Here is a 17,620-nt window from a genome sequence, read left to right as displayed (position 1 = left end):
AGCGATGCCTTCTTCGCGGCGTCCGACAGGCACGAGGTGGCGTAAGTTGTTCCTTCGCCGGAAAAACATCGGTAAGGTAGGGGTCAGCATTCCAGACCCGCAAGGAGTAGTGATGAGCGAGGCGTTGTCCATCCACCATGACCAGGCTGGTCATCAGTTCGAGACCAATGTGGACGGTCATCGTGCCTACCTGACCTATATGGACCTGGGTAAGCAAACCCTGGATATCTACCGCACCTTCGTGCCCAACGCATTGCGTGGGCGCGGCATTGCCGCGGCACTGACTGAGCAGGCGCTGGAGTATGCCGAGCGTATGGGCTACACAGTGATTCCATCCTGCTCTTATGTAGAACGCTACATGGAACGCCATCAGCGTCACGCCGCAAAGCTCTGATCGGGGCCGACCATGAAAAACGCCGGGCTTGGCCCGGCGTTTTTGTATCTGGCGAAAAGGATCAGCTGCGATCGCGTTTTGGCAGTACGTCCTTGAGCTTGGCGTGCATGCTGCGCAGGGTTTTCTCGGTGCTTTCCCAGTCGATGCAGGCGTCGGTAATCGATACGCCGTACTGCAGGTCCGACAGGTCCTTGGGAATCGCCTGGCAACCCCAGTTCAGATGACTTTCCACCATCAGGCCGATGATCGACTGGTTGCCTTCCAAGATCTGGTTGGCGACGTTCTCCATTACCAGAGGTTGCAGCGCCGGATCCTTGTTGGAGTTGGCATGGCTGCAGTCGATCATGATGTTCGGCTTGATCTTGGCCTTGCTCAGGGCTTGCTCGCAGACAGCGACACTCACCGAGTCATAGTTCGGCTTGCCATTGCCGCCACGCAGCACCACGTGGCCGTAGGCATTGCCTTTGGTGGTGACGATCGATACGCCGCCTTGTGGGTTGATCCCCAGGAAACGATGCGGGCTGGATACCGATTGCAGCGCGTTGATCGCCACGGTGAGGCCACCGTCGGTGCCATTCTTGAAGCCCACGGCCGACGACAGGCCGGAAGCCATTTCCCGGTGGGTCTGGGATTCGGTGGTGCGGGCACCGATGGCCGACCAACTGATCAGGTCCTGCAGATATTGCGGGGAGATCGGGTCAAGGGCTTCAGTGGCGGTAGGAAGGCCCATTTCAGCCAGGTCCAGCAACAGTTGCCGCCCGATATGCAAACCGTCCTGAATCTTGAACGAGTCATCCAGGTAAGGGTCGTTGATCAGGCCTTTCCAGCCGACAGTAGTACGGGGTTTCTCGAAGTACACCCGCATTACCAGATAGAGAGTGTCGGAGACTTCCGCTGCTAAGGCCTTGAGACGTTCTGCGTACTCGTGTGCTGCCTTGATGTCGTGGATTGAGCAGGGCCCAATGACGATGAACAGACGGTGATCAGTGCCGTCGAGGATGTTGCGAATCACTTCGCGACCCTTGGTCACTGTGCGCAAGGCGGTGTCGCTCAGCGGGATGTCTCGTTTGAGTTGATCAGGGGTGATCAGGGTCTCGTTGGAGGCGACGTTAAGGTCGTTGATCGGTAAATCAGCCATCGTGTTACTCGTCAGGTCACGGGTGCCGGCCGCCAGCGATCCCCGCGCGGCGGAGCACAGCGGATTTGGGCGCGTCGGGGAGCGGAACCTTAGCGCGTTACCCGGTGACTCTACAATGGGCTGGCGGCGGTTTTATTGGGCTAAGGCTGTACAAAAGCCTGGTGCACGCGGTCCTCGGAATAGTCCTCTGCGTGCTGCTCGACCCAATTCAGAGCCAGGGCCTCGATGCATTGTTGTTCGCTCTGAGGTTCATGCAGGCGGCAGTATCGGGCGATCTGGCACACCTGTTCGCCCATGCGGGCGCCGAACAGCGTTTGTTCATCGACGAAAGCGATGCCCACCAGGTAGCCGCGCTTGCGCTTCAGGCACCAGGCGACATAGCCGTTGTAGCGCGCATTTTCCCCCAGCGTCGGCATATACACTTCAAGTGCGGTGCCGTGGCGCCAGGCACGGTGGTAATTGCACGCCATGCCACCGAGGCTGATAGTGTGCAAACGCTGACGGGAAATGCAGGCGTATTTACGCAGGGTCAGCTCAACCGGAACATCATCAGGATGAGGCAAAAAACGTCCCATGACCGCAGACTCCGAGTGTCGTCCAATTGACATTGTTTCCCCCAGTATAGTGGTCGAATTGGAACTGACAGACTTCGATATCGACCAGCAATTGCTGGGCCTGGACGGCGTTTCCCTGGTGCTTTTCACCAGCGTCGGCTGCTCCAGTTGCCGTTGGGCGCGGGCGCAACTGCCGGGGCTGGGCTTGCCGGTCGATCGGTTGTGCTGGGTCGATGCCGCTGACAGCGGAGGCGCGGTGGAGCGCTATCAGGTGTTTCACCTGCCGGCCCTGTTCGTGGTGAGCGACGGTGAGTTTTATGGGGCGTTGCAGTCGCGGCTGACGTACAAGGAGCTCTCTGAGGGCCTGCGTCAGGCGCTTAATCGAATACCAGAGGAGTTGCCTTGATGGATGCAGGTCGTAAACCGCGTGTGGGCATTATCGGGACCGGAGCGATCGGAGGTTTTTACGGGGTGATGCTGGCACGCGCCGGTTTCGACGTGCACTTTCTATTACGCAGCGAGTTCTCGACGGTGGTGGAGCAGGGGCTGCAGGTCAACAGCGCTCAGCACGGGGCGTTGAGCCTGAAACCGGTTCAGGCGTACGCCAGCGCTGAGGAGATGCCGCCTTGTGATTGGCTGCTGGTGGGGGCCAAGACCACCAGCAATGTCCAGTTGGCGCCGGCGATCATTCAAGCGGCGGCGCCTGATGCCAAGGTTCTGTTACTGCAGAACGGCCTGGACGTTGAAGATGGCCTGCGCGCCGTGCTTCCTGAGTCGCTGCATCTATTGGGTGGCTTGTGCTTTATCTGTGTTCATCGGGCGGGTCCCGGCCAGATTGAGCACCAGGCTCTCGGTGCGGTCAATTTGGGCTACCACAGTGGTCCGGCAAGCGCTGATCCGGCGTTGAGCCAGACTATTGTCGAAGAAGGGGCGGCGTTGTTTCGTGCAGCCGGGCTTGATTCCCAGGCCATGGGCAACCTGCATCAGGCGCGTTGGCAGAAGCTGGTGTGGAATGTGCCTTACAACGGTCTGTCGGTGCTGCTCAAGGCCAGTACTACGCCGCTGATGGCCGATCCGGACAGTCGCGAGTTGATTCAGGACCTCATGCAGGAAGTGCTGCAGGGGGCTGCGGCTTGTGGCCATGTCATTCCAGATGCCTACGCTCAGCAACTGTTCAAGTCCACCGAGCACATGCCCGATTACTGGCCGAGCATGTACCATGATTTCCTGCACCAGCGCCCTCTGGAGTTGGCAGCCATTTATGCCGCACCTTTGGCGGCAGCCAGGGCCGCTGGCTGTGAGCTGCCGAAAATCCAGGCGTTGTACCAGGCCTTGAGTTTCATCGATCGGCATCACGCTTGAGCGGATTACCTGAAGGGGACGGAATATGGCAAAGGGCCTGGATGGCAAGCTGGTGGTGGCGATTTCGTCACGGGCGCTATTCGATCTGAGCGACAGTCATAAGGTCTATCTGGCCCAGGGTGTCGAGGCTTACAGGCAGTACCAGATCGAACACGAGGAGGAGATCCTCGAGCCGGGCGATGCCTTCCCCCTGGTGAAGAAGCTGCTCAGTTTCAATGCCAGTCTGGGGCGTGCGCGGGTCGAGGTGGTGCTGGTTTCACGCAACAGTGCCGACACGGGTCTACGGGTGTTCAACTCGATCCAGCATTACGGTCTGGGTATTTCTCGTGCGGCGTTCGTCGGCGGTCGCAGTCCCTATCCTTATCTGGCGGCCTTTGGCAGCGATCTGTTTCTCTCTACCCATGCCGACGACGTACGCAGTGCTCTGGAGGCTGGGTTTGCTGCCGCGACCATCCTCTCCGGCGGCGCTCGGCGTGCCGCCAATGGCGAGTTGCGCATCGCCTTCGACGGTGACGCTGTGCTGTTTTCCGATGATTCGGAGCGGGTCTATCAAGCCGGTGGCCTGGAGGCCTTTCAGGCCAGTGAGCAGCAGTCGGCCCGGGAACCATTGCCGGGTGGCCCGTTCAAGGGATTTCTAGCGGCACTCAATCTGCTTCAGGGCGAGTTTCCCAACGATGCCTGCCCGATTCGCACAGCCTTGGTCACTGCGCGTTCGGCGCCGGCCCATGAGCGGGTGATCCGCACTTTGCGCGAGTGGGACATTCGTCTGGACGAGTCCTTGTTCCTGGGCGGCCTGGAGAAAGCCGCCTTTCTTGAAGCCTTTGCCGCCGATGTTTTTTTCGACGACCAGGCGGGGCACTGCGAGTTGGCCCGCGAAGTGGTTGCCACCGGTCACGTGCCCCACGGCATCAGCAACGAAGCCAGGGATTGAGCCCTAAAATCCCCGGTTTTGCGTCGAACCTCCCACAGTTCCAGGCACTGCTAAGCTGAATCAATCTCCGCCATCTTGGCAGTTGAGGAGGTCATATGATTCGTTCGATGCTGTATGCCACCGACCTCGGTCTGTATGCGCCCTTTGTCATGCAGCATGCCCTGGAGCTGGCTCGAACGTTCAATGCCGACTTACATGTAGTGCACGCAGTGGAACCCATGGGGCTATTTGCCGAATCGGTGTTGCAGAGCTATCTGGATGAGCAGTCCTTGAACGAGTTTCACCGCCAGGGCTTGAGCACGGTAATGGCCAATATCGAGCAGCGGGTGCTGGACAGTTTTCGCGAGGAGTTGGGGGAGGGCATGCAGGACCTGACCTTGATCCAGTCGGTGCGAGTGCTTCAAGGGGACCCATCCCAGGTGATTCTGGATCAGGCGGCGAAACTCTCGGTGGATTTGCTGATCGTAGGAAGTCACAGCCACGGGGGCGGTGCGCAAACCCCTTTGGGGCGTACGGCAGCACGGGTTTTGCAACTGGCCAAAGTGCCGGTTTATCTGGTGCCTCTGGTGCAGCGTCGGCGTCAGGGGGATGTCTGAGGGCGGAATGGAAAATTCTGAATAAAAGTTCTAGATTTATTCTCCTGACCATTAATATAGTTATATACCGTCGCTGATACCCGTGGCGTCTACCTGCTTTGAGGGATTCATATGAAGCTTCAACAATTGCGCTACATCTGGGAAGTGGCGCACCACGACCTCAACGTCTCCGCTACCGCCCAAAGCCTTTACACCTCACAACCGGGTATCAGCAAGCAGATCCGTCTGCTCGAAGACGAGCTTGGGGTTGAGGTCTTCGCTCGCAGCGGCAAGCATCTGACCCGCGTGACCCCGGCCGGTGAGCGGATCATCACCACCGCCGGCGAGATCCTGCGCAAGGTCGAAAGCATCAAGCAGATCGCCCAGGAGTTCTCCAACGAGAAGAAGGGCACCCTGTCCATCGCTACCACCCACACCCAGGCACGTTACGCCCTGCCGCCAGTGATCAGCAGCTTCATCAAGCAATACCCCGATGTGGCGCTGCACATGCACCAGGGCTCGCCGATGCAGATCGCTGAAATGGCCGCTGACGGCACCGTGGATTTTGCCATCGCCACCGAGGCTCTGGAGCTGTTCGGTGATCTGGTGATGATGCCGTGCTATCGCTGGAACCGTTGCGTGGTCGTGCCTCAGGGCCACCCACTGACCAAGCTGCCGAAGCTGACCCTGGAAACCCTGGCCGAATACCCCATCGTTACCTACGTGTTTGGTTTCACCGGCCGCTCCAAGCTCGATGAAGCCTTCAGCCATCGTGGCCTGACGCCAAAAGTGGTGTTCACCGCCGCTGACGCCGACGTGATCAAGACCTATGTGCGCCTGGGGCTGGGGGTGGGCATCGTCGCCAAGATGGCGGTCGATACCAAGCTCGACAATGACCTGGTGGTACTGGACGCCAGCGAGCTGTTCGAGTCGAGCATCACCAAGATCGGTTTCCGTCGCGGTACATTCCTGCGCGGCTTCATGTGCGACTTCATCGAGAAGTTCGCCCCGCACCTGACGCGCGAAGTCATGGCCAAGGCGATTCAATGCCATAACAAGCAGGAACTGGAAGAACTGTTCGACGGCGTCGAACTGCCGGTTCACTGATTTCAGCTAGCGGACCTCGGTGACAGTGAACTGTTGCCGAGCGCCCGCCACCACGATCTCCACCTCGTCGCCCTCGAACTTGCCCATCAGGCTCTTGCCCAGCGGTGACCGCGGGGTGATGACGGTCACCAGCTGACCCACCACATAGACTTTCAGGCCAGCCCCATCGGGGCCGAGAAACAGCCATTGTTCGTGGCCGTTTTCATCCTCTAGTCCCAGCAACGCACCGACCTGAATCCCGGCCTGTGGGTCGTAGGATCGCAGAGTCAGGTTCTGCCAGAGATTCAATGCCTGACGGATTTCCTCGACCCGCCGAGCCTGGCCGGCCGCCAGGTAGGAGGCTTCCAGTCCCAGGGTGTCGTACTTGTTCTCGGCGATATTCTCTTCGTGAGTGGCGGTTTCGTAGGCGGTTTGCGCAGCGCGCACCGCGACCTCCAGATCCTCTCGGAGCTGTTGCAGAATCAATTGGCAGACAGACTGTTTATTCATGATCAATTACAGAACTGCAGGACGTTGGCCCGGCTCTTTTCGCTGGGGGCAGTCTGGTCCTGTTGCAACCAGAACTGGCATTTGGGATTGGACAGGTTGCGCGGGTTGCTACGAGCGTTATCCAGGGATTGCAACTCTTCGTTCTTGCGCAGGTTTTCCTGATACTGCTCGAACAGCCGATTGGGCGGCTCCGGCGCAACCACCGGCGGCTTCGCCAATTGCTGCACGGCTTGCGCTACAGGGGCCAGTTGCTGGCTGAAGAGAAAGTGCGAGGCCAGCCAGCAGGTCAGGGCAATCGCCAGAAAACCCAGCCACAGGCCCAGGGCAATGCTGCCGCTGAGCGCCAGGGCATTGAAGCTGATGCGCAAGGAGCGACGAGCGGGCGGGCGATAGGACATGGTTGCCTCCTGGCGGGCGATAGTGGGCGAGGGCTGATTGTCGCATGAAGATTAATCGAGGTTGGCTCTTCTGCGCAGGGGCATTTATGCGGACAATCGGCGCCTTTGCCAATCGGGGACTGGAATGAAAGCCTCCTGGGATATTTTTTGCAGCGTGGTCGACAACTACGGCGACATCGGCGTGACCTGGCGCCTGGCCCGACAGTTGGTGGCCGAGCATCAATGCACGGTGCGTTTGTGGGTCGATGATCTGCGGGCCTTTGAAAAGATCTGTCCAGAGATCGACTCCCAGCGACACAGCCAAATTCAGGATGGGGTCGAGGTACGACACTGGCCGGCCCAGTGGCAACCTGAAGCTGCAGCCGATGTGGTGATCGCCGCGTTTGCCTGTCAGTTGCCCCATGCCTATATGGAGGCGATGGCCGAGCGCCAGCGTGCGCCCTTGTGGCTGAACCTGGATTACCTGAGCGCCGAGGACTGGGTCAGTGGCTGCCACGGCTTGCCGTCAGTGAAGTTTCGTGGCGTACAGAAGTACTTCTTCTTTCCCGGGTTCCAGGCCGGCACGGGTGGTTTGCTGCGCGAAGCCGGATTGCTGGAGCGGCGTCGGGCTTTCCAGCGGGATCGTCAGGCCAAGCTGGATTTTCTCCAGGGGCTGGGGGTGACCCCTGCAACTGATTGTCGCTTGATATCGCTGTTCGCCTATGAAAATGCCGGGCTTGGCAGCTGGCTCGACGCCTTGGCACTCGATACGCAACAGACCCATTTGCTGGTGCCCGAAGGGCGCATCCTGGGAGATGTACAGCGCTGGCTGGGAGACGTGTCGTTGAGTGTGGGCAGCCTGCAGATCCGGCAGTCCCTGACGGTCCAGGTCCTGCCTTTTGTTCGCCAGGAAGATTACGACCGTCTGCTGTGGTGCTGCGATTTCAACGCGGTGCGTGGAGAGGACTCCTTTGTTCGGGCGCAATGGGCCGGGCGGCCGATGCTTTGGCATATCTACCGTCAGGACGAAGACATCCACCTGGACAAGCTCGAGGCCTTTCTCGCCTTGTACACTCGGACGCTTTCACCTGACGCCCAGGCGGCGGTGCGGGCCCTGTGGCAAGCCTGGAATACCGAGGCGGCGATGGCCCAAGCCTGGAAAAACCTGCTGCAACACTGGCCCGAAGTCGCCGCGCACGCCGAACAATGGTGTCTGGAACAAGGCTTGCAAGCCGATCTTGCTGCGGCGCTGGTGCAGTTTTACCTAAATTGGATATGATACGCGGCCTAGATTTTTGTAAATCCCATCCAAATTCGGATATTCGCAATGAAAACTGGTAAAGAACTCAAACCCGGTACCGTGATCCGTATCGACAACGATCCTTGGCTGGTTCAGAAAGCTGAATTCACCAAGTCCGGTCGTAACAGCGCGATCATGAAGACCAAACTGAAGAACCTGCTGACCGGTTACAAGACCGAAACCGTTTACGGTGCGGACGACAAACTGGACGACGTGATCCTGGATCGCAAAGAAGCGACCCTGTCGTTCATCAGCGGTGACACCTACACGTTCATGGACACCACCGACTACACCATGTACGAGCTGAACGCCGAAGACATCGAAGCGGTTCTGCCGTTCATCGAAGAAGGCATGACCGACGTTTGCGAAGCTGTGTTTTTCGAAGACCGTCTGGTTTCCGTTGACCTGCCGACCACCATCGTGCGCCAGGTTGACTACACCGAAGGTTCCGCTCGCGGCGACACTTCGGGCAAGGTGATGAAGCCTGCCAAACTGAAAAACGGTACCGAGCTGAGCGTTGCGGACTTCATCGAAATCGGCGACATGATCGAGATCGATACCCGCGAAGGCGGTTCCTACAAGGGCCGCGCCAAGGTTTAATCCTGGCCCGACCTTGTACATGAAAAAGCCCGACCTTGAGTCGGGCTTTTTTATGCCTGGCGTTTACCGTTTCAGACGTTCACGTGCAGGCGTACATCAACATTGCCACGGGTGGCGTTGGAGTAGGGGCAGACCTGATGTGCGGCATCCACCAGGCTTTGCGCCTCTTCCTGAGCCAGGCCCGGAAGGCTGACATGCAGATCGATATCCAAGCCAAAGCCACCAGGGATCTGACCGATGCCAACATGGGCGGTGATCGAGGCGTTGTCCGGGATCTTGCGCTTGCTCTGGCTGGCAACGAACTTCAGAGCGCCGATAAAACAGGCCGAATAGCCGGCGGCGAACAACTGTTCCGGGTTGGTCGCCTGCCCACCGGCCCCGCCGAGTTCTTTGGGGGTGGCCAGTTTGACGTCGAGGATGTTGTCGCTGGAAACAGCGCGGCCATCACGGCCACCGGTGGCGGTTGCAACTGCGGTGTAGAGAGTCTGCATGGTGAAAGCCTCGTGCTGGGTTATTTTTGCGCTAATTGTTTGCGCGCTAAGTAAGTGCGAAATAAATGTATCGCTCAAATATTTAGTGCGCAAGATAAATTTTACGCAGCCCTTTGCCTAAGGCTCTGGCTCCGGCTCAACTCATTGATTTTAAAAAAATATATTTTTGCTAAAAACCAGCCGCAACTGTAGGAGCTGGCTTGCCAGCGAAGCCTCAAAGACTGTTCTGCAAATGCCCCCTCAGCACCTGCAAATCTTCCTGCAGCTGCCGCAACTGCTGCACCGTCCGACCGCTGGCGCCGAGGATGCACTGGGGAATTTCCCGAGCCTGACCCAGCAGTGCACGACCCCGCTCGGTCAGCTCGACAATCACCACTCGCTCATCTTCCCGGCTGCGGGTGCGGCTCAGCAGGCCCTCGGCTTCCAGGCGCTTGAGTAAGGGCGTCAGCGAGCCGGGGTCGGTCAGCAGGCGCTGGCTGATTTCGCCGACGGTCAGCCCATCGCGCTCCCAGAGCACCAGCATTGCCAGGTACTGCGGGTAGGTCAGCCCCAGTTGCTGCAGCAATGGTTTGTAGACCTTGGTCAGCAGCAGCGATGTGGAGTGCAGGGCGAAACACACTTGGTTGTCCAACAGCAACTGTTCGCAGGTATCCGGGGTAGAGCGATCGGTGGTCATGTCGGGGGCCTTGGTCGTTAATGGTCCTGAATCTAGCGGGCGAGTCTTTAATGCGCCAGATAATTTTCGTCGATGTCAGCCCATTGCACTCTGCAGTGCCAGGTCCCATGGCGGAACCGGACTGAAGCGACTTTTCAGGTACTCCAACAGCAGGCGGCTACGGGCATTGGGATGCTGCTCCATGCGTAAGGCATAGATGCCGGCGGTTTCCGGCTTGGGCAGACCGTTATCACAGAACAACGGCACCAGCTCTCCGCGCAACAGGTATTCACTCACCAGCCAGGTGGGCAAGTGAGCAATACCCAGCCCAGCCAAGGCTCCCGAAAGCAGGGCTTCGGCATTGTTGGCGCTGAGGCGGATGCGTTGCGGGCGATGACTTTGCACCTGTCCGTCCCACTCAAAGCGCCAGGCGAACAACGGTGCCAGGCCATCCCAGTCGAGGCCGTCGTGCTGGTTGAGTTCAGCGGGGTGAGTCGGGGTGCCACGGCTCTTCAGGTAGGACGGACTGGCGCAGGCAATGCGTACGATGCTGGCCAGGGAGGTGGCCACCATCCGGGTATCCACCCGTTGCCCGGCCCGCAGGACCAGGTCCACTTTGCCCAGGTGCGAGCCCTGCATGTCGACGAAGCTGTCGATCAGGTGCAGTTGTACATCCAGGCCGGGATAGCGCACCAGGAAGTCGGCGATCGCCGGTGCCAGATGACGGCGGCCGAAGGCGGCCGGGGCATCGATGCGGATCAGGCCTTCCGGCGCATGGCTCAGAGACACCGCCTCGGCCCGGGCCAGTTGCAGTTCAGCGACGATGCGCCGGGCCCGTTCGGCGAAGGCCAGGCCGGCGGCGGTGGCAACCACTGCATGGGTGGTGCGCATGAACAGTGTGGTGCCCACGGCACTTTCCAGGCTGTCGATACGCCGGGCCACGGCGGAGGGGGTCAGTGGATGACGGCGAGCCGCGGCGGAAAAGCTGCCGGCTTCCAGCACATCGAGAAACAGCCCCAGTTGGTCGGTGAGGGTATTGGGATTCATGGTCAGAGCGCTTATGCAGAAACGGCACAGCCATTGTGCGTTGCTGTGCGTTTCCGTGCCAGGGCCGACTGCGTAGCATGCAGATCTCAGGTGAGGAGAGCGGCTTTGATCGAGTTAGTGATGTATCTGCTGTTGGGCGCGGCTCTGGGCACTGTGGGCGGTTTGTTCGGTATCGGTGGCGGCTTGATCGCGATTCCCGTGCTGGGGGTGTTGTTCGGCCTGGATCAGCAGATTGCCCAGGGCACGGCACTGGTGATGGTGGTGCCCAATGTGATGCTGGCGCTGTGGCGTTACCACCAGCGCAACCGGATTGAATTGCGCCATGCCTTGCCCCTGGCAGTGATGGGCTTTTGTTTCGCCTGGCTCGGTTCGATCTGGGCGGTGGGCATCGATGCCCAGAAGATGCGTATTGGCTTTGTCGCCTTTCTCCTGGTGCTGTCGGCCTACAACCTGTTGCGGATGTTCATGGCCGACACACCGGCCGGTGCCCGGATGCGCTACTCCTGGCCGTGGCTGGGCGTTCTCGGTGCAGCGTCCGGCGCCATGGGCGGGTTGTTCGGGGTCGGTGGCGCGGTTGTGGCCACACCGATACTGACCAGCGTCTTTGGCACCACCCAGGTGGTGGCACAAGGGCTGTCCCTGGCTCTGGCGTTGCCGAGCACCGGCGTGACCCTGGTGACCTACGGCTTCCATCATCAAGTGGACTGGATGATCGGTCTGCCATTGGCAGCAGGCGGCCTGTTGAGCATCAGCTGGGGAGTGAAGGTGGCTCATGCGTTGCCCGAGCGTCTGCTGCGGGCGCTGTTCTGCGGTTTCCTGGTGGTGTGCGCGGTGATGCTGGCCTTTAAAGTTTGAAGCCTTCGACAATGTGCTCCGCCAGGCACTCGGTGATGGGGGAGGGAGTATTGAGGTTGCGCAGCAGCATGATGCTCGCCTCGGGCAATTGGGGCAGCCCCTCGGCCTCACCGAGAATGCGCATGTCCGGGGTGATCAGGCTTTCCAGTTGTGCGGTGATCGCCAGCCCTGCACTGACCACGGCCATCAGCGCCGCCAGGCTCGAGCTGTTGTAGGCAATCCGGTAGTCGAGTCCGGCGGCGTCCAGGGCGTTGCAGGCCCAGAGTCTGCAAAAACAGTCGCTGTTGAACATCGCCAGGGGCAATGGCGATTGCTCGTGGGGATTGAAGCACTGGGCAACGGCCCAGACAAAACGCTCCTTGCGCAATAGCTGGCCGATCTCGCTGCCCGGCTCGCGGGTGACGATGGACAGGTCCAGATCCTGGCGTTGCAGCAACTGTTTGCTCGATTCGCAATGCACCTCGATCTGGATCAGCGGGTAGCTTTGGGCAAAGCGTGACAGGATTCCCGGCAGAAAACGCATCACATAATCATCCGGAGTGCCGATGCGAACCAGGCCCACCATGTGCGGTTCGCGCAGGGTATTGAACACTTCGCTGTGCAGTTTCAGGATGCGCCGGGCATAGCCCAGCAGCACCTGGCCCTCGGCGGTGAGCTTGACCTGGCGCCCGTCACGTTGGAACAACTGGCGTTGCAGCACATCCTCTTCCAGACGTTTCATCTGCATGCTCACCGCGGATTGAGTGCGATTGACCCGTTCACCGGCCCGGGTAAAACCGCCCTCATCGGCGATGGCGACAAAGGTGCGCAGAACTTCGGTGTCGATGCTGGGGAACTGGGACATTCCATCAAATCCTGAGATGAATGACATAAGAAACATTCGTTGGATTGATCTTAATCCCGAGCAGACACTGACGTCATCCCCACTGGAGGGCAAGATGATGAAAGGTCAAAAGGGTTATTTGCTGGTCCACAAACTGTCATTTCAGGCGCTTTCGCCCAGTGCGTTATGGCACAAGGCCGTACGCTGGTACGAGATCGGGCACGAGCGCCGGATGCTGGCGAGGCTGAGCGATGAAGCGTTGAAGGATATGGGGCTGACTCGGGCCGATGTCGAGCACGAGAGGGTCCGCCCGTTCTGGGACGACCCCATGCATAAATAATCGCAAGAGCGCTACACAAGCTGGTTCCCGGTGCGCTAGCGTGCGGGCAGACAAGGAGAACTCCCATGCCCGCACAATGCTCTTTCTCTCTCAAGCAGGCTCGACGTCTGGCACTGGCGGCCCAAGGGTTCGGCGGGCGCCAGCCGTCGGCAACGATCAAGGCCGCACGCCTCAATCAGCAAATAGAACGCCTGGGCCTGCTGCAGATCGATTCGGTCAACGCGTTGGTGCGGGCGCATTACTTGCCGTTGTTTTCCCGCCTTGGCAGTTATCCACAGCAGTTGCTCGACCAGGCCGCCTGGAGTCAGGGCCGGCAACGCACGTTGTTTGAATACTGGGGGCATGAGGCGTCGTTGCTGCCCATGTCAATGTACCCGCTGATGCGCTGGCGGATGCAGAGGGCAAAGCAGGGGCAGGGCATCTACTCCCAGTTGACGCGCTTTGGCCAGGAGCGCCAGGCCACTGTTCGTCGGGTAATGGCCGCGGTTGAGGCGCAAGGAGCGTTGGGCGCGGGCAGTCTGTCCACCCGTGAGGAACGTGCCGGGCCCTGGTGGGATTGGAGCGATGAAAAGCATGCGCTGGAATGGCTGTTCGCGGCCGGTGAAGTGACGGTGGCGGGGCGCCGTGGTTTCGAGCGCCTGTACGATTTGCCGGAGCGAGTGATCGCACCGCAGATCCTTCGGCAACCGCTGCTGGATGAGGCTCAGGCCCAGCGCCGCCTGGTGCTGCATGGCGCAACCGCCTTGGGCGTGGCCACGGAAAAGGACCTTCGGGATTATTTTCGTCTCGATCCAGGCGACAGCCGTACACGACTGGCCGAACTGGTGGAGTCCGGTGAGTTGCTGGTCTGCGAGGTTCAGGGCTGGCGTCAGCCGGCCTATTGCTTGCCGCAGGTCAAGGTGCCGCGCAAGGTCGAGGCCAGTGCGCTGTTGTCACCGTTCGATTCACTGATCTGGGAGCGCAGCCGCACCGAGCGGCTGTTCGATTTCCGCTATCGGCTGGAGATCTACACGCCCCGGCACAAGCGGGTCTATGGCTATTACGTGTTGCCGTTCCTGCATCACGAGCGGATTGCCGCTCGGGTCGATCTGCGAGCGGAGCGGGCCCTGGGGCGTCTGGCTGTGCATGGGGTGCATGAAGAGGAACCCGGTCTGGATGAAGAGGGAATCCGGGCATTGGCCGCGCAATTGCGAAAGATGGCCGACTGGCTGGGGTTGGAACAGATTCAGCTCAATTGCCAGCGTGAGGGTGCGCGCCGACTGCGTGAGGTGCTGGCGTGAAGAGCTTCGCGGGCGAGCCCGCTCCTACACAGCCCTTGTAGGAGCGGGCTCGCCTGCGAAAGCGCTCTTAGCGTTTGACCTGCTTCAAGGTCTCGGCAATCAGGAAGGCCAATTCCAGGGACTGGTCGGCATTCATCCGTGGATCGCAATGGGTGTGGTAGCGATCCGACAAGCCATCCTCGGTAATCGGCCGTGCGCCGCCGATGCACTCGGTGACGTTCTGCCCGGTCATCTCGATATGAATGCCGCCGGCATAGCTGCCTTCCGCCTGATGCACCTGGAAGAATTCCTTGACCTCGGTCAGGATCTGCGCGAAATCCCGGGTCTTGTAGCCGCTGCTGGCCTTGATGGTGTTGCCGTGCATCGGGTCCGAGCTCCAGAGCACTTGCTTGCCTTCGCTCTCTACCGCACGGATCAGTTGCGGCAGGTGGTCGCCGACTTTGTTGGCGCCCATGCGCACGATCAGGTTGAGACGGCCTGGATCGTTGCTCGGGTTGAGAATGTCGATCAGGCGGATCAGTTCCTCGGTGTTCATGCTCGGGCCGACCTTGACCCCGATCGGGTTATTCACACCCCGCAGGAACTCGACGTGGGCACCGTCCAACTGGCGGGTACGGTCGCCGATCCACAGCATGTGCGCCGAGCAGTCGTAGTAGTCGTTGGTCAGGCTGTCACGGCGGACAAAGGCCTCTTCGTAATTGAGCAGCAGCGCTTCGTGGGCGGTGAAGAAGCTGGTCTCGCGCAGTTGCGGCGAGCTGTCCATGCCGCAGGCACGCATGAAGGCCAGGGTTTCATCGATGCGGTCCGCCAGCTGGCTGTACTTCTCGGCCAGGGCCGAGTTGGCGATGAAGTCCAGGTTCCACTTGTGCACTTGATGCAGGTCGGCAAAGCCGCCTTGGGCGAAGGCCCGCAACAGGTTCAGGGTGGCCGTGGCCTGGTGGTAGGACTGCAGCAGGCGGTCCGGGTCTGGCACCCGGCTTTTTTCATCGAAGCCGATGCCGTTGACGATGTCGCCGCGATAGGCCGGCAAGGTCACGCCATTGATGGTTTCGTCGTTGGCCGAGCGTGGCTTGGCGAACTGGCCGGCCATGCGTCCGACCTTGACCACAGGGCAGCCGGCGGCAAAGGTCATGACAATGGCCATCTGCAGCAGCACCTTGAAGGTGTCGCGGATCTTCGCGGCGGAGAATTCGGCAAAGCTTTCGGCGCAGTCGCCGCCCTGGAGCAGGAAGGCGCGGCCCTGGGTCACTTCGGCAAACTGGCGGCGCAACTCCCGGGCTTCACCGGCAAACACCAGCGGTGGATAACTGGCCAGGGTTTGCTCGACCTGCAGCAGATGCGCAGCGTCGGGGTACTGGGGTTGTTGCTGGATCGGCAAGGCGCGCCAGCTGTCGGGGCTCCAGGGTTGGCTCATCGCGGACTCGAGTGCTTTACGGTGGGAGGGGCATGTTAGCAGCAAATTAGTGCGTGACCTGCTCCTCTCGCTTGGCCGACAATCGCGCCTTTCCCGCTCGCTGCCGAGCGGTTGGTTTATCGCGCCGGCCCGATTGCGAGCCCCGCGACTAGGAGATGAAATGACTGAGGAGCGCGTCGAGCGTGTGCTCGCCGAGGTTCATGACCAGTTCGGCATGATTCGGGTATTGGAAGTGGCGGACTACCGCTTCCTCGAATTTGGCGACGCCATCGAGCAAAGCTGCGTGTTCACCGCCGATCCCAGCTGGCTGGAGTACGACTACACCCGGGCCATGCTGATCGGTGCCCTGTGCCATGAGGCACCGGAGAGCGCACTGTTTCTCGGCCTGGGCGCCGGCACCCTGACTCAGGCCTGCCTGAAGTTCCTGCCTCTGGAAGACGTCGAAGCCATTGAACTGCGCCCGGATGTTCCACGCCTGGCCATCGAGTACCTGGGCCTGGACGATGATCCGCGTCTTTATATAAGAGTCGGTGACGCCCTGGAGTTGCTGGACAGTGCCGAATCCGCCGACCTGATCTTCGTCGACCTGTACACCGATGTCGGCCCGGGCGTCGGCCATCTGGCCTGGGGCTTTCTGGAAAACTGCCAGAAGCGCCTCAATCCCGGAGGCTGGCTGGTGATCAACCAGTGGGCCACCGATGACGGCAAGCCCCTGGGGGCAGCCTTGTTGCGTGGCCTTTATCACCGCCACTACTGGGAGCTGCCGGTGAAGGAGGGCAATGTGATCCTGATCGTGCCCTCCGACCTGGAGCAGGACCTGGACCTGCCGAGCCTGACCGCTCGGGCCGAAGCCCTGGCCCCGCGCCTGGGCTATTCCCTGCAGTCGCTGATCAAGGCCATTCGCCCCGCCACATGAGCTTGTTGCAGGAGCCGGCTCGCCGGCGAAGACAATCTGCCGGCCGGCCTGTTCAACACCCCTTGAACACCCCCGGCCGCTTCTCGATCATCGCCCGCACGCCTTCCTTGGCGTCCTCGCTGTTCATCAGTTTGTGTATCAGCGGCGGCAAGCCCTGAGCGGCCACCGTCTCGCCTTCAAGCCTGGCCTGACGCGCTGACATCAGCGTTGCCTGCACCCCCAGCGGCGCCTGCCGGGCAATCCGCTCGGCCAGTTCAATGGCCCGGGGCAGCAGGTCCTCACTGGCCATCACCTCCTGGACCAGCCCCAGGCGCAGGGCTTCATGGGCGTCGAACTCGTCACCGGTCAGCAACCAGCGCATGGCATTGCCCCAGCCGGCCAGTTGATGCAGGCGCAGGGTCGCGCCGCCGAAGGGAAAGATGCCGCGCTGCACTTCCATCTGGGCAAAGCGCGTATTGCTGGCACACAGATTGATATCCGCCGCCAGCATCAGTTCGATTCCGATGGTCAGGCAGTAACCCTGTACAGCGACTATCACAGGCTTGCTTACCCGCGGTCCGGCGAACACCCCCCAAGGGTCGCAGCCGCCGGGAGGTGCCTGCCAGCCCTGTGCCAGGGTGGCGCCGACATTGGCCAGGTCCAGCCCCGCGGTAAAGTGTTCGCCGTGGCCGAATACCACGGCGATGCGGGCTTCGCTGCTGGCTTCGAACTCACCATAGGCCAGGCTCAACTGGTTGAGCAGTTCAAGGTCGAAGGCATTGCGCTTGGCGACCCGGTCCAGGCCGATTAGAAACAGGTGACCGCGTTGTTCGCGGCTGACACGGCTGGCACTGGGCTGATTCATGGGCGCGATCCTCATGGGGGAAGCAGGGAATGTGCAGGAAGGCTTTCAAGCACAAAGGTGAATCGTTTTAGCGTTACGACCAACAGCTGCGGGCCTGAGCAAAATAGCGCGCCGTCCGAGTCTGCGCA

At 60.5% G+C, this 17,620-nt stretch carries 22 protein-coding genes; 12 read left to right on the top strand and 10 right to left on the bottom strand.

Annotated elements, in window-relative coordinates; all coding sequences use genetic code 11:
* Positions 1 to 112: 112 nt before the first annotated feature.
* Complete coding sequence (locus tag P7C00_RS23040) at positions 113 to 394, top strand: GNAT family N-acetyltransferase (protein ID WP_011062548.1); 282 nt, start codon at positions 113 to 115, stop codon at positions 392 to 394.
* A gap of 61 nt (positions 395 to 455) precedes the next feature.
* Here P7C00_RS23040 and P7C00_RS23035 read toward each other — a convergent pair whose 3' ends face one another.
* Entirely contained in the window at positions 456 to 1,532 is a 1,077-nt protein-coding gene (locus P7C00_RS23035; protein WP_016967428.1) for a 3-deoxy-7-phosphoheptulonate synthase, read from the bottom strand.
* A 140-nt stretch (positions 1,533 to 1,672) separates the two neighbouring features.
* A complete protein-coding gene (locus P7C00_RS23030) occupies positions 1,673 to 2,107 on the bottom strand; it encodes a PilZ domain-containing protein (protein WP_102860889.1) in 435 nt (144 codons plus the stop codon).
* On the opposite strand from P7C00_RS23030, the gene P7C00_RS23025 reads away from it, so the two are divergent.
* The 5 genes from P7C00_RS23025 (at position 2,106) to cysB (ending at position 6,061) form a co-directional block, all read left to right on the top strand.
* A complete protein-coding gene (locus P7C00_RS23025) occupies positions 2,106 to 2,492 on the top strand; it encodes a thioredoxin (protein ID WP_346632172.1) in 387 nt (128 codons plus the stop codon). The two genes, P7C00_RS23030 and P7C00_RS23025, sit on opposite strands and share 2 nt — an antisense overlap.
* The gene (locus tag P7C00_RS23020) at positions 2,492 to 3,448 is read left to right on the top strand and encodes a putative 2-dehydropantoate 2-reductase (protein WP_346632171.1); all 957 of its coding nucleotides are present in this window, start codon (positions 2,492 to 2,494) and stop codon (positions 3,446 to 3,448) included. Before P7C00_RS23025 ends, P7C00_RS23020 begins: the two co-directional genes overlap by 1 nt.
* A gap of 25 nt (positions 3,449 to 3,473) precedes the next feature.
* Positions 3,474 to 4,379, top strand: coding sequence for a 5'-nucleotidase (locus P7C00_RS23015; RefSeq protein WP_346632170.1), 906 nt, complete (start codon positions 3,474 to 3,476; stop codon positions 4,377 to 4,379).
* 95 nt (positions 4,380 to 4,474) lie between these two features.
* Entirely contained in the window at positions 4,475 to 4,975 is a 501-nt protein-coding gene (locus tag P7C00_RS23010; protein ID WP_102860893.1) for a universal stress protein, read from the top strand.
* A 111-nt stretch (positions 4,976 to 5,086) separates the two neighbouring features.
* On the top strand, positions 5,087 to 6,061 hold the full coding sequence (cysB, locus tag P7C00_RS23005; protein ID WP_102860894.1) for an HTH-type transcriptional regulator CysB: 975 nt from the start codon (positions 5,087 to 5,089) through the stop codon (positions 6,059 to 6,061).
* Between the two features lie 6 nt (positions 6,062 to 6,067).
* On the opposite strand, the gene P7C00_RS23000 is transcribed toward cysB, so the two are convergent.
* Both P7C00_RS23000 and P7C00_RS22995 read right to left on the bottom strand, forming a co-directional pair.
* The gene (locus P7C00_RS23000) at positions 6,068 to 6,550 is read right to left on the bottom strand and encodes a GreA/GreB family elongation factor (protein WP_404937442.1); all 483 of its coding nucleotides are present in this window, start codon (positions 6,548 to 6,550) and stop codon (positions 6,068 to 6,070) included.
* A 2-nt stretch (positions 6,551 to 6,552) separates the two neighbouring features.
* Positions 6,553 to 6,948 carry a hypothetical protein gene (locus P7C00_RS22995; RefSeq protein WP_102860896.1) on the bottom strand — a complete coding sequence of 132 codons (396 nt, stop codon included), beginning with the start codon at positions 6,946 to 6,948 and terminating at the stop codon, positions 6,553 to 6,555.
* A 124-nt stretch (positions 6,949 to 7,072) separates the two neighbouring features.
* Between P7C00_RS22995 and earP the strand changes: the two genes are divergently transcribed.
* Positions 7,073 to 8,206 carry an elongation factor P maturation arginine rhamnosyltransferase EarP gene (gene earP / locus P7C00_RS22990; RefSeq protein ID WP_404937441.1) on the top strand — a complete coding sequence of 378 codons (1,134 nt, stop codon included), beginning with the start codon at positions 7,073 to 7,075 and terminating at the stop codon, positions 8,204 to 8,206.
* Between the two features lie 48 nt (positions 8,207 to 8,254).
* Positions 8,255 to 8,827, top strand: coding sequence for an elongation factor P (locus tag P7C00_RS22985; protein ID WP_007931398.1), 573 nt, complete (start codon positions 8,255 to 8,257; stop codon positions 8,825 to 8,827).
* Positions 8,828 to 8,898: 71 nt separating this feature from the next.
* Here P7C00_RS22985 and P7C00_RS22980 read toward each other — a convergent pair whose 3' ends face one another.
* The 3 genes from P7C00_RS22980 to P7C00_RS22970 form a co-directional block, all read right to left on the bottom strand.
* Positions 8,899 to 9,318 carry an organic hydroperoxide resistance protein gene (locus P7C00_RS22980; protein ID WP_102880441.1) on the bottom strand — a complete coding sequence of 140 codons (420 nt, stop codon included), beginning with the start codon at positions 9,316 to 9,318 and terminating at the stop codon, positions 8,899 to 8,901.
* Between the two features lie 214 nt (positions 9,319 to 9,532).
* Positions 9,533 to 9,994: a MarR family winged helix-turn-helix transcriptional regulator gene (locus tag P7C00_RS22975; RefSeq protein WP_404937440.1), complete on the bottom strand. Its 462-nt coding sequence runs from the start codon at positions 9,992 to 9,994 to the stop codon at positions 9,533 to 9,535.
* Positions 9,995 to 10,069: 75 nt separating this feature from the next.
* Positions 10,070 to 11,020, bottom strand: a complete 951-nt coding sequence (locus P7C00_RS22970; RefSeq protein WP_346632166.1) for a LysR family transcriptional regulator — start codon at positions 11,018 to 11,020, stop codon at positions 10,070 to 10,072.
* 105 nt (positions 11,021 to 11,125) lie between these two features.
* Between P7C00_RS22970 and P7C00_RS22965 the strand changes: the two genes are divergently transcribed.
* Positions 11,126 to 11,875, top strand: coding sequence for a sulfite exporter TauE/SafE family protein (locus tag P7C00_RS22965; RefSeq protein ID WP_346632165.1), 750 nt, complete (start codon positions 11,126 to 11,128; stop codon positions 11,873 to 11,875).
* Here the strand turns inward: P7C00_RS22965 and P7C00_RS22960 are convergent.
* The gene (locus P7C00_RS22960; RefSeq protein WP_346632164.1) at positions 11,865 to 12,719 is read right to left on the bottom strand and encodes a LysR substrate-binding domain-containing protein; all 855 of its coding nucleotides are present in this window, start codon (positions 12,717 to 12,719) and stop codon (positions 11,865 to 11,867) included. The genes P7C00_RS22965 and P7C00_RS22960 overlap by 11 nt on opposite strands.
* Before the next feature lie 97 nt (positions 12,720 to 12,816).
* On the opposite strand from P7C00_RS22960, the gene P7C00_RS22955 reads away from it, so the two are divergent.
* Both P7C00_RS22955 and P7C00_RS22950 read left to right on the top strand, forming a co-directional pair.
* Positions 12,817 to 13,038 carry a DUF1127 domain-containing protein gene (locus P7C00_RS22955; protein ID WP_346632557.1) on the top strand — a complete coding sequence of 74 codons (222 nt, stop codon included), beginning with the start codon at positions 12,817 to 12,819 and terminating at the stop codon, positions 13,036 to 13,038.
* A 65-nt stretch (positions 13,039 to 13,103) separates the two neighbouring features.
* Complete coding sequence (locus tag P7C00_RS22950) at positions 13,104 to 14,318, top strand: winged helix-turn-helix domain-containing protein (protein ID WP_404937439.1); 1,215 nt, start codon at positions 13,104 to 13,106, stop codon at positions 14,316 to 14,318.
* Positions 14,319 to 14,385: 67 nt separating this feature from the next.
* Here the strand turns inward: P7C00_RS22950 and P7C00_RS22945 are convergent, their stop codons facing one another.
* A complete protein-coding gene (locus P7C00_RS22945; protein WP_346632162.1) occupies positions 14,386 to 15,732 on the bottom strand; it encodes a class II 3-deoxy-7-phosphoheptulonate synthase in 1,347 nt (448 codons plus the stop codon).
* Between the two features lie 160 nt (positions 15,733 to 15,892).
* Between P7C00_RS22945 and P7C00_RS22940 the strand changes: the two genes are divergently transcribed.
* Positions 15,893 to 16,648, top strand: a complete 756-nt coding sequence (locus P7C00_RS22940) for a spermidine synthase (RefSeq protein WP_102860905.1) — start codon at positions 15,893 to 15,895, stop codon at positions 16,646 to 16,648.
* A gap of 52 nt (positions 16,649 to 16,700) precedes the next feature.
* Here P7C00_RS22940 and P7C00_RS22935 read toward each other — a convergent pair whose 3' ends face one another.
* The gene (locus tag P7C00_RS22935) at positions 16,701 to 17,492 is read right to left on the bottom strand and encodes a crotonase/enoyl-CoA hydratase family protein (RefSeq protein ID WP_346632161.1); all 792 of its coding nucleotides are present in this window, start codon (positions 17,490 to 17,492) and stop codon (positions 16,701 to 16,703) included.
* Positions 17,493 to 17,620: the final 128 nt, after the last annotated feature.

The organism is Pseudomonas sp. JDS08PS003 (assembly GCF_045013505.1).
GTDB lineage: Bacteria > Pseudomonadota > Gammaproteobacteria > Pseudomonadales > Pseudomonadaceae > Aquipseudomonas > Aquipseudomonas protegens_B.
Note: the sequence above shows the minus strand (reverse complement) of the source record. Positions and strands in the feature narration are given on the sequence as shown.

What these genes read in the sequence shown, in the direction of transcription:
- P7C00_RS23040 (WP_011062548.1), top strand. Translation starts at nt 113, where the DNA reads ATGAGCGAGGCGTTGTCCATCCACCATGACCAGGCTGGTCATCAGTTC.
- P7C00_RS23035 (WP_016967428.1), bottom strand. Translation starts at nt 1,532, where the DNA reads ATGGCTGATTTACCGATCAACGACCTTAACGTCGCCTCCAACGAGACC.
- P7C00_RS23025 (WP_346632172.1), top strand. Translation starts at nt 2,106, where the DNA reads ATGACCGCAGACTCCGAGTGTCGTCCAATTGACATTGTTTCCCCCAGT.
- P7C00_RS23030 (WP_102860889.1), bottom strand. Translation starts at nt 2,107, where the DNA reads ATGGGACGTTTTTTGCCTCATCCTGATGATGTTCCGGTTGAGCTGACC.
- P7C00_RS23020 (WP_346632171.1), top strand. Translation starts at nt 2,492, where the DNA reads ATGGATGCAGGTCGTAAACCGCGTGTGGGCATTATCGGGACCGGAGCG.
- P7C00_RS23015 (WP_346632170.1), top strand. Translation starts at nt 3,474, where the DNA reads ATGGCAAAGGGCCTGGATGGCAAGCTGGTGGTGGCGATTTCGTCACGG.
- P7C00_RS23010 (WP_102860893.1), top strand. Translation starts at nt 4,475, where the DNA reads ATGATTCGTTCGATGCTGTATGCCACCGACCTCGGTCTGTATGCGCCC.
- cysB (WP_102860894.1), top strand. Translation starts at nt 5,087, where the DNA reads ATGAAGCTTCAACAATTGCGCTACATCTGGGAAGTGGCGCACCACGAC.
- P7C00_RS23000 (WP_404937442.1), bottom strand. Translation starts at nt 6,550, where the DNA reads ATGAATAAACAGTCTGTCTGCCAATTGATTCTGCAACAGCTCCGAGAG.
- P7C00_RS22995 (WP_102860896.1), bottom strand. Translation starts at nt 6,948, where the DNA reads ATGTCCTATCGCCCGCCCGCTCGTCGCTCCTTGCGCATCAGCTTCAAT.
- earP (WP_404937441.1), top strand. Translation starts at nt 7,073, where the DNA reads ATGAAAGCCTCCTGGGATATTTTTTGCAGCGTGGTCGACAACTACGGC.
- P7C00_RS22985 (WP_007931398.1), top strand. Translation starts at nt 8,255, where the DNA reads ATGAAAACTGGTAAAGAACTCAAACCCGGTACCGTGATCCGTATCGAC.
- P7C00_RS22980 (WP_102880441.1), bottom strand. Translation starts at nt 9,318, where the DNA reads ATGCAGACTCTCTACACCGCAGTTGCAACCGCCACCGGTGGCCGTGAT.
- P7C00_RS22975 (WP_404937440.1), bottom strand. Translation starts at nt 9,994, where the DNA reads ATGACCACCGATCGCTCTACCCCGGATACCTGCGAACAGTTGCTGTTG.
- P7C00_RS22970 (WP_346632166.1), bottom strand. Translation starts at nt 11,020, where the DNA reads ATGAATCCCAATACCCTCACCGACCAACTGGGGCTGTTTCTCGATGTG.
- P7C00_RS22960 (WP_346632164.1), bottom strand. Translation starts at nt 12,719, where the DNA reads ATGTCCCAGTTCCCCAGCATCGACACCGAAGTTCTGCGCACCTTTGTC.
- P7C00_RS22955 (WP_346632557.1), top strand. Translation starts at nt 12,817, where the DNA reads ATGAAAGGTCAAAAGGGTTATTTGCTGGTCCACAAACTGTCATTTCAG.
- P7C00_RS22950 (WP_404937439.1), top strand. Translation starts at nt 13,104, where the DNA reads ATGCCCGCACAATGCTCTTTCTCTCTCAAGCAGGCTCGACGTCTGGCA.
- P7C00_RS22945 (WP_346632162.1), bottom strand. Translation starts at nt 15,732, where the DNA reads ATGAGCCAACCCTGGAGCCCCGACAGCTGGCGCGCCTTGCCGATCCAG.
- P7C00_RS22940 (WP_102860905.1), top strand. Translation starts at nt 15,893, where the DNA reads ATGACTGAGGAGCGCGTCGAGCGTGTGCTCGCCGAGGTTCATGACCAG.
- P7C00_RS22935 (WP_346632161.1), bottom strand. Translation starts at nt 17,492, where the DNA reads ATGAATCAGCCCAGTGCCAGCCGTGTCAGCCGCGAACAACGCGGTCAC.